Below are 7,529 nucleotides of genomic sequence, written 5' to 3' on the forward strand. Positions count from 1 at the left end.
GCCATCGCCCCTGACCCCGTAGCCATCCTGCCGTTGGCTCGTCCCTCCGGTGTCGGCGGGCTACCATTTCAGCCTGGATAGTGTAAGGCGTGGCTTGCGCTCCGCACCAGCCCAACAACCCGAAACCTTGCTAGACAAATGGCATTACGACGTTCGGAAGGCGTAACACCATTGAAGGTCACGCGCGGGCGGCAGCGCTCTCGATTCCCAACGCCTGCAGCGCCGTATGGACAATGTGCTGGGCGCTCAGGCCGGCGGTCTCATACTGCTTGGCCGGCGAGTCGTGGTCGAGATAGACATCGGGCAGAACCATCGGCCGGATTTTCAGCCCGCCGTCGAGCAACCCGCTCGTGGCCAGGAATTGCAGCACGAAGCTGCCGAATCCACCGACCGACCCCTCCTCGATGGTGATCAGAACCTCATGCCCCAGGGCAAGGCGGCGGACCATATCCTCGTCCAGCGGCTTGGCGAAGCGGGCATCGGCCAGCGTCGTCGACAGGCCGCGCGCCGCCAGCTCCGCCGCCGCGCGCCGGGCTTCGCCCAACCGGGTGCCGTAGCTGAGGATGGCGATCTTGGTGCCTTCCTGAAGAATGCGGCCCTTGCCGATTGGCAGGATGCTGCCGCGGTCAGGCAGTTCCAGCCCCACACCCTCGCCGCGCGGATAGCGCAGGGCCGAGGCGCGGTCGTCGATGGCGGCCTGGGTCGCCACCATGTGCATCAACTCCAGCTCGTCCGCCGCCGCCATCAGGACGATGTCGGGCAGGCAGCCGAGATAGGCGGTGTCGAACGACCCGGCATGGGTCGCCCCGTCGGCGCCCACCAGACCGGCGCGGTCCAGCGCGAAGCGCACCGGGAGATGCTGCAGCACGACGTCATGGATGACCTGATCGTAAGCGCGCTGGAGGAAGGTGGAATAGATGGCGCAGAAGGGCTTGAACCCCTCCGTCGCCATGCCGGCGGCGAAGGTCACTGCATGCTGTTCGGCAATGCCGACGTCGAAGCAGCGGTCGGGGAAGCGCTCCCCGAACAGGTCCAGCCCGGTGCCCGACGGCATGGCGGCGGTGATGCCGACGATGCTCGGATCGACGGCTGCCTCGGCGATCAGGCTCTGGGCGAAGACGCGGGTGTAGGTCGGGGCGTTCGACTTCGGCTTGGACTGGGCGCCGGTCACCACGTCGAACTTGGCGACGGCGTGCAGCTTGTCGGCTGACTCCTCCGCCGGGCCATAGCCCTTGCCCTTCTTGGTGACGACATGGATCAGCACCGGCTTGTCGTCGTCGGCATCGCGGACGTTCTGAAGCACCGGCAGCAGATGGTCCAGATTGTGCCCGTCGATGGGACCGATGTAGTAGAAGCCCAGTTCCTCGAACAGGGTGCCGCCGGTGACCATGCCGCGGGCATATTCCTCCGCCCGGCGGGCGGCGTTGCGCAGCGGGCGCGGCAACTGGTCGGCGATCTCCTTCGCCAGATGGCGCAGGGACAGGTAGGGCTTGGACGAGATCAGCCGCGACAGATAGGCGCTCATCGCACCGACTGGCGGGGCGATGGACATGTCGTTGTCGTTGAGGATGACGATCAGACGCGACTTGGTCGAGGCGGCGTTGTTCATCGCCTCGTACGCCATGCCGGCGCTCATCGAGCCGTCGCCGATGACGGCGATGACGTTGCGTCGCTCGCCCTTGATCTTGCTGGCGACCGCCATGCCGAGGCCGGCGGAGATGGAGGTGGAGCTGTGACCGGCGCCGAACGGATCGTATTCGCTCTCCGACCGCTTGGTGAAGCCGCTGAGGCCCCCGCCCATGCGGAGCGTGCGGATGCGGTCGCGCCGACCGGTCAGGATCTTGTGCGGATAACACTGGTGCCCGACGTCCCAGATGAGCCGGTCGTAGGGCGTGTCGAACACGTAATGCAGCGCCGCCGTCAGCTCGACCACCCCCAGCCCGGCGCCGAGATGCCCGCCGGTCACCGAAACGGCGTCCACCGTCTCGGTGCGCAACTCGTCTGCGAACTGGCGGAGCTGCTCGGGCTTGAGAGCCCGCAGCTTGGCTGGCGTCGGACAAAGGTCGAGCAGCGGGGTCTTGGTGGCGGTCACGTCGTGATGGTCCTCAAAGCTCTGGTCAGGCGCGGCGCGCGACGACGAAGTCGGCGACGGCCTTCAACATATCGGCACGCCCATCGAAAATGTCCAAGTGCTGCGAAGCCTGATTGGCAAGCATTTCCGCCTGTGCACGGGCGCGGTCGCGGCCGAGGATCGACACGAAGGTCGCCTTGCCCGCCTGGGCGTCGCGGCCGACGGTCTTGCCGGTCTCCTCCGCCGTGCCTTCCACATCGAGCAGATCGTCGACGATCTGGAAGGCGAGGCCGAGATCGTGGGCATAGGCACGCAGGGCGGTGCGCTGCGGCGGGTTCGCCTTGCCCAGGATGCCGCCGGCCTCGCAGGAGAAGGCGATCATCTCGCCGGTCTTCATGCGTTGCAGCCGGGTGGTGGTCCCCAGGTCGAACGTCTCATGCTCCGCGATCAGATCCAGCATCTGGCCGCCGACCATGCCGTGGCCGCCGGCCGCCTTGGCCAGCGCCGTCACCAGCTGGCAGCGGATGTTGGGGTCTTCGTGCGTCGCCGGATCGGCCAACACCTCGAAGGCGAGCGTCAGCAGCCCGTCGCCGGCCAGGATGGCGGTCGCCTCGTCGAACTGGCGGTGGCAGGTCGGCCGGCCGCGCCGCAACTCGCCATCGTCCATCGCCGGCAGGTCGTCGTGGACCAGCGAATAGCTGTGGACCATCTCCACCGCCGCCGCGGCGCGGATGGCGCAGTCCGGGTTCACCCCGAACAGGGCGGAGGACTGCATCACCAGGAAGGGGCGCAGCCGCTTGCCGCCATTCAGGCAGCCATAGCGCATGGCGTCGAACACACGCGCCTCAGCCAGATCGGTGGTCGGCAGCAGGGCGCCGATCTTCATCTCGACGGCCTGGGCGATCTCCGCCATGGCGGACTTCAAATCGGATTGGGGAATGGTCTGCACGTCAGTCGATCCGGGCGGGTTCGGTGCCGATGGAGCCGTCGGCGCTTACGGTGATGCGGTCGATCTTGGCCTGCGCCTCGCGCAGTTTCATCTCGCAATGACGCTTCAGCGCCGTGCCCCGCTCGTAGGAGGAGATGGCATCGTCCAGCTTGCCGCGACCTTCCTCAAGCTGGCGAACGATCCGCTCCAGTTCGGCGAGCGCATCCTCGAAACTGAGGGCGGCGATGTCGGGCGGAATGGGAACAGAAGCGGCGGAAGGGGGCATGTCGGGCAGAACCATCGATGGAACCTCAAGCCCGCGAAGGTATGCCCCGCCCTCGTCGGGCGCAAGGCCCGAGGCACTCCCGTACCCCGGCCCTTGCGGACTATGTTCGGCCGCTGGGCAGCCTATGCGTTCGGGCAGAGCTACCCCTTTCGGGAGACAAAGCCTGCCGTCCCATGGGGAACGCTCCGGTCAGCAGTACATCAGTTCCCGCACATGGGCCGCACTCGCCGAGGCCAGGGCGCGAAGGTTGTAGCCCCCCTCCAGCACCGAGACGATGCGTGCGCCGCAATGGGTGCGGGCCAGTTCGCCCAGCTTGCGCGTGGCCCAGACGAAATCGTCGTCGATCAGGTGCAGGCCGGCCAGCGGATCGCGCGAATGGGCGTCGAACCCGGCCGAAATGATCAGCAGGTCGGGCTTGAAATGGTCGATGGCCGGCAGGATGACGTGCGTCATCGCGTGGCGGAACTCGGGCGATCCCGCCATGGCAGGCAGCGGCGCGTTGACGCAGTTGCCGTACTCGCCCTTCTCGCCGGCATCGCCGGTGCCGGGATAGAGCGGCGACTGGTGGGTCGAGCAATAGAGCATGTCGGGATCGAACTGCAGGATGTCCTGCGTGCCGTTGCCGTGATGGACGTCGAAGTCCATCACCGCCACGCGCTGCAACCCATGGACGGCGCGGGCATGGAAGGCGCCGACGGCGGCGTTGTTGAACAGGCAGAATCCCATCGCCTTCTCCCGCTCCGCATGGTGGCCGGGCGGGCGGACGGCGCAGAAGGCGTTGCGCGACTGGCCGGTCGCCACCGCATCGACCGCGGCGCAGACGGCGCCGGCCGCGCGCAGCGCCGCCTCCCCCGATCCGGGCGAGACGACCGTGTCGGCATCGACGCCCGCATGCTCCACATCGGGGATCAGGGACAGCACGCGGTCGATGTGCGACTGCGGATGCGCCCGCAGAAGCTGTTCAACCGTGGCGCGCGGCGCCTCCTGCCGTTCCAGCATGTGGAACTCCTCCGTCTCCAGTGCGGCGAGCACGGCGCGCAGGCGGTCGGAGCATTCGGGATGACCGAGACCCGTGTCGTGCTCCAGGCACGCCGGGTGGGTGAACAGGGTGGTGAACATCGATTTTTCGGTCGTTATCGTTGGTTTTCGGGCGGTAAAGGCGGCGTTTCCGAAAACCATTCTTCCCGCATCGCTAATGAAAGTACAGGCTGAATCCAGGACGATTCGTCACAGCCCACTTTCGGGAGCGGAGGCAATCCGTGACACGGCAAGATTGGGGTACGAACGGATGCGATGCCAGCGGCGCCGCGGCCGGCCGTTCGGGTCAGGCCGCGCGCTCGATGACGAAACGCAGGATGCCGTCCTCCTCCACGACCGACAGCAGGCGGTTGCCTGTCGCCTCGCAAAAGGCGGGAAAATCCTTGCGGGCACCGGGATCGGTCGCCTCCACCGTCAGGGTGTCGCCGATGGCGATGGCCTTGATCGCCTTGCGGGCACGCAGGACGGGGAGCGGGCATTGCAAGCCCTTGGTATTCAACGGATGGTCGGTCATGGGAAAAATGCTACCCGACCAGCCATCTGCTGTCACGATGCATGGTGGGAGGGCTGCAAAGCCCAATGCGGTTGATTATCGATCACAACCGGTGGCTGATACAGCCCCATCGCCTTTGCTTCGCGATGCGAGAAAAAGCTGGAGCACAGTGAGGATCGCGACGCTCAAGCCTACGGTGGCACCAAGCAGCGGCATGTTCCGCATGCTGGATTCCCACAGGTGGACAAATCCCGTGAGGTACGAATATACTAGGATACGAGCATTTTTCTTTGCCAAGCCGCGCAACGACGGCTCGGGCGCAAAACGAATCGGAACGGACAGGGCGACGGTAAAGCGATGAAGATCGAGGATTTGCAGGCCAACGCCCGCCGGGCGAGTGCGCTGTTGAAGGCGATGTGCAACGAGCGGCGCCTGCTCATCCTGTGCCATTTGAGCCAGGGCGAGCGGTCGGTGGGCGAACTGGAGGATCTGGTCGGCCTCAGCCAGTCGGCGCTGTCCCAGCATCTGGCCCGGCTTCGCAACGACAATCTGGTCCGCACGCGGCGCAGCGCCCAGAACATCTACTACTCGCTGAACGGGCATGAGGCGCAGACCATCATGACCACGCTGCACGGCCTTTACTGCACGCAGGCCGCCGAGGATGTCGCCGAAACGTCGGACGACGAGGAGCGCGACCTCGACCAGACCACCGGCCGTTCCGACCTGCGCGCCGCCGCAGCCGGCTGACCGCCCGAGACCGAACGGGCGCCGCCGATCGAGCGCCCCATCGAGCGCTCTCGACTGTAAGCTGCGGGCCTCAGCCGCGCGACCGCAGCGCCGCGGTCGCCAGCGCCACCCAGCCCAGCATGAGGCACCATCCACCGGCCGGCGCCGTCATCGGCACCGGCAGCGGGCCGACCGTCGCCAGCGCATAGAGCGTGCCGCAGAACAGCAGGATCCCGGCGACGAACAGCCAGCCGGCGATCCGCAGAGCCAGACCTCCCGTCCCGCCGCCCTCCATCCGTCCGCTCCCCATCCGCCCACCGAGCGCCACCAACAGGACGAGCGCCAGCGCATGGGCCAGCTGGTACTGCCCGGCGATGCGGAACCATTCCTGGGCCTGCGATTGGGCGGCCAGCGCGTGGCTGGCATAGGCGCCGGTGCCGACCGCCACGGCGCCATTCAGCGCGGCGAAGACGATCCAGATGCGGTCGATCAGTCCCAAGGGGCGTCCTTCCCGTTCCCATGCCCCCGGCCCATGTGCAGGGCCGGGAGGCGGTGCTATCCTGTCGCCTGTCTACACGCAGGCCCTGCGCCCGAGCAAGGAAGCACAATGTCCTCTCCTGCATCCGCTTCCCTGGTCAGCGCGCCCCTGGTCAGCATCGTCACGCCCACTTGGCAGCGGGAGGAGTTTCTGCCCCGCCTGCACGCCTGCATCCAGGCGCAGACCCATGGCGAGATCGAGTGGCTGGTGTTCGACGACAGCCCGCGTCCCTCGGCCTATCTGAAGCCGCTGGCGAATCCGCGGCTCAAATATTTCTACTCTCCCAGCCGCTACGCCATCGGCGAGAAGCGCAACATCCTGGCCGAGCATGCCAGGGGATCGGTGATCGTCCACATGGACGACGACGATTTCTACGCTCCGGTCTATGTGGAGCGCATGCTGGGCTGGCTGGAACAGGGGTACGATCTCGTCAAGCTGTCGGGCTGGTTCCTCTACAGCGTGCCGCACCGGCGCTTCGGCTATTGGGATACGGCGCGCGGCGGATCGCACCATCGCTGGGGCCGGCAGACTTGCGACCATGTCGAAGCGCCGGATGCACCTGCCTCGCCCGACAACCTCGACGGGTATGGCTTCTCCTACGCCTACCGCCGGCCGGTTTGGGAGACGGCGCGCTTTCCGGCGGTGAACGCCTGCGAGGATGCGCCTTTCGTGAAGGCCGCCCGCCAGCGCTTCCGCGTCGGCGCCTTTCCGGATGCGGAGGGGCTGTGCCTGCACACGCTGCATGCCCGCAGCACCAGCCTGTGCCTGCCGCAATACGAGCTGCCGCCGCTGCTGATCGAGCGGCTTTTCGGCCCGGAGGCGGCCGCCTACACCTGAACGTCGAGGAACATGCCGCGGCGGTAGTTGCGCGGCAGGGTCAGCACGCCGTTGACCACCAGGGCAGCGAGTTCGCGCAAGGTCGGAACCCGCTGACGCCCCTGCTGGACAACGCCCTCCGCACGGGCGCGCGCACCGGATGCGGGGACGCGCCCGCCACCGGAGTCGGGGCGGATCGGCTCGTTCGAACGGTCGCCGGTGCGTCGGGTCTCTACCATGCCCGATCATTTACCATAAATGCCCGGAGCGGAAAAGAGGGGCCACGGTGACATTCGCGCGCCCGCCCCTCATAACCAAAGCGATATGACGAAATCTTTTGCGACCGGGTGGAATGAAAGCGGGAGGGGCGACGTTCATCGGCTCATGAGGGGACAAGATACCCCCGACACCAGGAGGACGCCGGAATGACTGGCCGCATTGGTACTGGATTGAAAGCCGTGGTTCTGGGCGCTCTGGTCGCCGGATCGATGCTGGGTGCTTCCGTCGGCACGGCCGCCGCCCATGATGGCTGGCGTGACGGCTGGCGGGGCGATCGTGGCCGCGAATGGCGCGGCGGACCGCCGGACTGGCGTGGCGGGGGGGGGCGCCCCCCCCACCCCCCCCGGGGGGGGG

The 7,529-nt window shown here is 67.1% G+C and carries 9 protein-coding genes; 2 read left to right on the forward strand and 7 right to left on the reverse strand.

Annotated elements, in window-relative coordinates; genetic code table 11:
* Positions 1 to 178 precede the first annotated feature (178 nt).
* From dxs to TSH64_RS23525, 5 genes are all read right to left on the reverse strand, one after another.
* Positions 179 to 2,092: a 1-deoxy-D-xylulose-5-phosphate synthase gene (gene dxs / locus TSH64_RS23505; protein ID WP_109448695.1), complete on the reverse strand. Its 1,914-nt coding sequence runs from the start codon at positions 2,090 to 2,092 to the stop codon at positions 179 to 181.
* 25 nt (positions 2,093 to 2,117) lie between these two features.
* Positions 2,118 to 3,020, reverse strand: a complete 903-nt coding sequence (locus TSH64_RS23510) for a polyprenyl synthetase family protein (protein WP_199237645.1) — start codon at positions 3,018 to 3,020, stop codon at positions 2,118 to 2,120.
* Between the two features lies 1 nt (position 3,021).
* A complete protein-coding gene (locus tag TSH64_RS23515) occupies positions 3,022 to 3,300 on the reverse strand; it encodes an exodeoxyribonuclease VII small subunit (protein WP_109448697.1) in 279 nt (92 codons plus the stop codon).
* Positions 3,301 to 3,474: 174 nt separating this feature from the next.
* Entirely contained in the window at positions 3,475 to 4,404 is a 930-nt protein-coding gene (locus TSH64_RS23520; protein WP_085086121.1) for a histone deacetylase family protein, read from the reverse strand.
* Between the two features lie 205 nt (positions 4,405 to 4,609).
* Positions 4,610 to 4,837 carry a sulfurtransferase TusA family protein gene (locus TSH64_RS23525; RefSeq protein ID WP_109448699.1) on the reverse strand — a complete coding sequence of 76 codons (228 nt, stop codon included), beginning with the start codon at positions 4,835 to 4,837 and terminating at the stop codon, positions 4,610 to 4,612.
* Between the two features lie 336 nt (positions 4,838 to 5,173).
* Between TSH64_RS23525 and TSH64_RS23530 the strand changes: the two genes are divergently transcribed.
* The gene (locus TSH64_RS23530; RefSeq protein ID WP_109448701.1) at positions 5,174 to 5,563 is read left to right on the forward strand and encodes a metalloregulator ArsR/SmtB family transcription factor; all 390 of its coding nucleotides are present in this window, start codon (positions 5,174 to 5,176) and stop codon (positions 5,561 to 5,563) included.
* Between the two features lie 70 nt (positions 5,564 to 5,633).
* Here the strand turns inward: TSH64_RS23530 and TSH64_RS23535 are convergent, their stop codons facing one another.
* The gene (locus TSH64_RS23535; RefSeq protein ID WP_109448703.1) at positions 5,634 to 6,041 is read right to left on the reverse strand and encodes a DUF423 domain-containing protein; all 408 of its coding nucleotides are present in this window, start codon (positions 6,039 to 6,041) and stop codon (positions 5,634 to 5,636) included.
* Positions 6,042 to 6,149: 108 nt separating this feature from the next.
* On the opposite strand from TSH64_RS23535, the gene TSH64_RS23540 reads away from it, so the two are divergent.
* Positions 6,150 to 6,917 carry a glycosyltransferase family 2 protein gene (locus TSH64_RS23540; protein ID WP_109448705.1) on the forward strand — a complete coding sequence of 256 codons (768 nt, stop codon included), beginning with the start codon at positions 6,150 to 6,152 and terminating at the stop codon, positions 6,915 to 6,917.
* Here the strand turns inward: TSH64_RS23540 and TSH64_RS23545 are convergent.
* Complete coding sequence (locus TSH64_RS23545) at positions 6,908 to 7,135, reverse strand: hypothetical protein (protein WP_109448707.1); 228 nt, start codon at positions 7,133 to 7,135, stop codon at positions 6,908 to 6,910. The genes TSH64_RS23540 and TSH64_RS23545 overlap by 10 nt on opposite strands.
* Positions 7,136 to 7,529 lie beyond the last annotated feature (394 nt).

Origin of the sequence: Azospirillum sp. TSH64 (assembly GCF_003116035.1) — a bacterium.
Classification (GTDB): domain Bacteria; phylum Pseudomonadota; class Alphaproteobacteria; order Azospirillales; family Azospirillaceae; genus Azospirillum.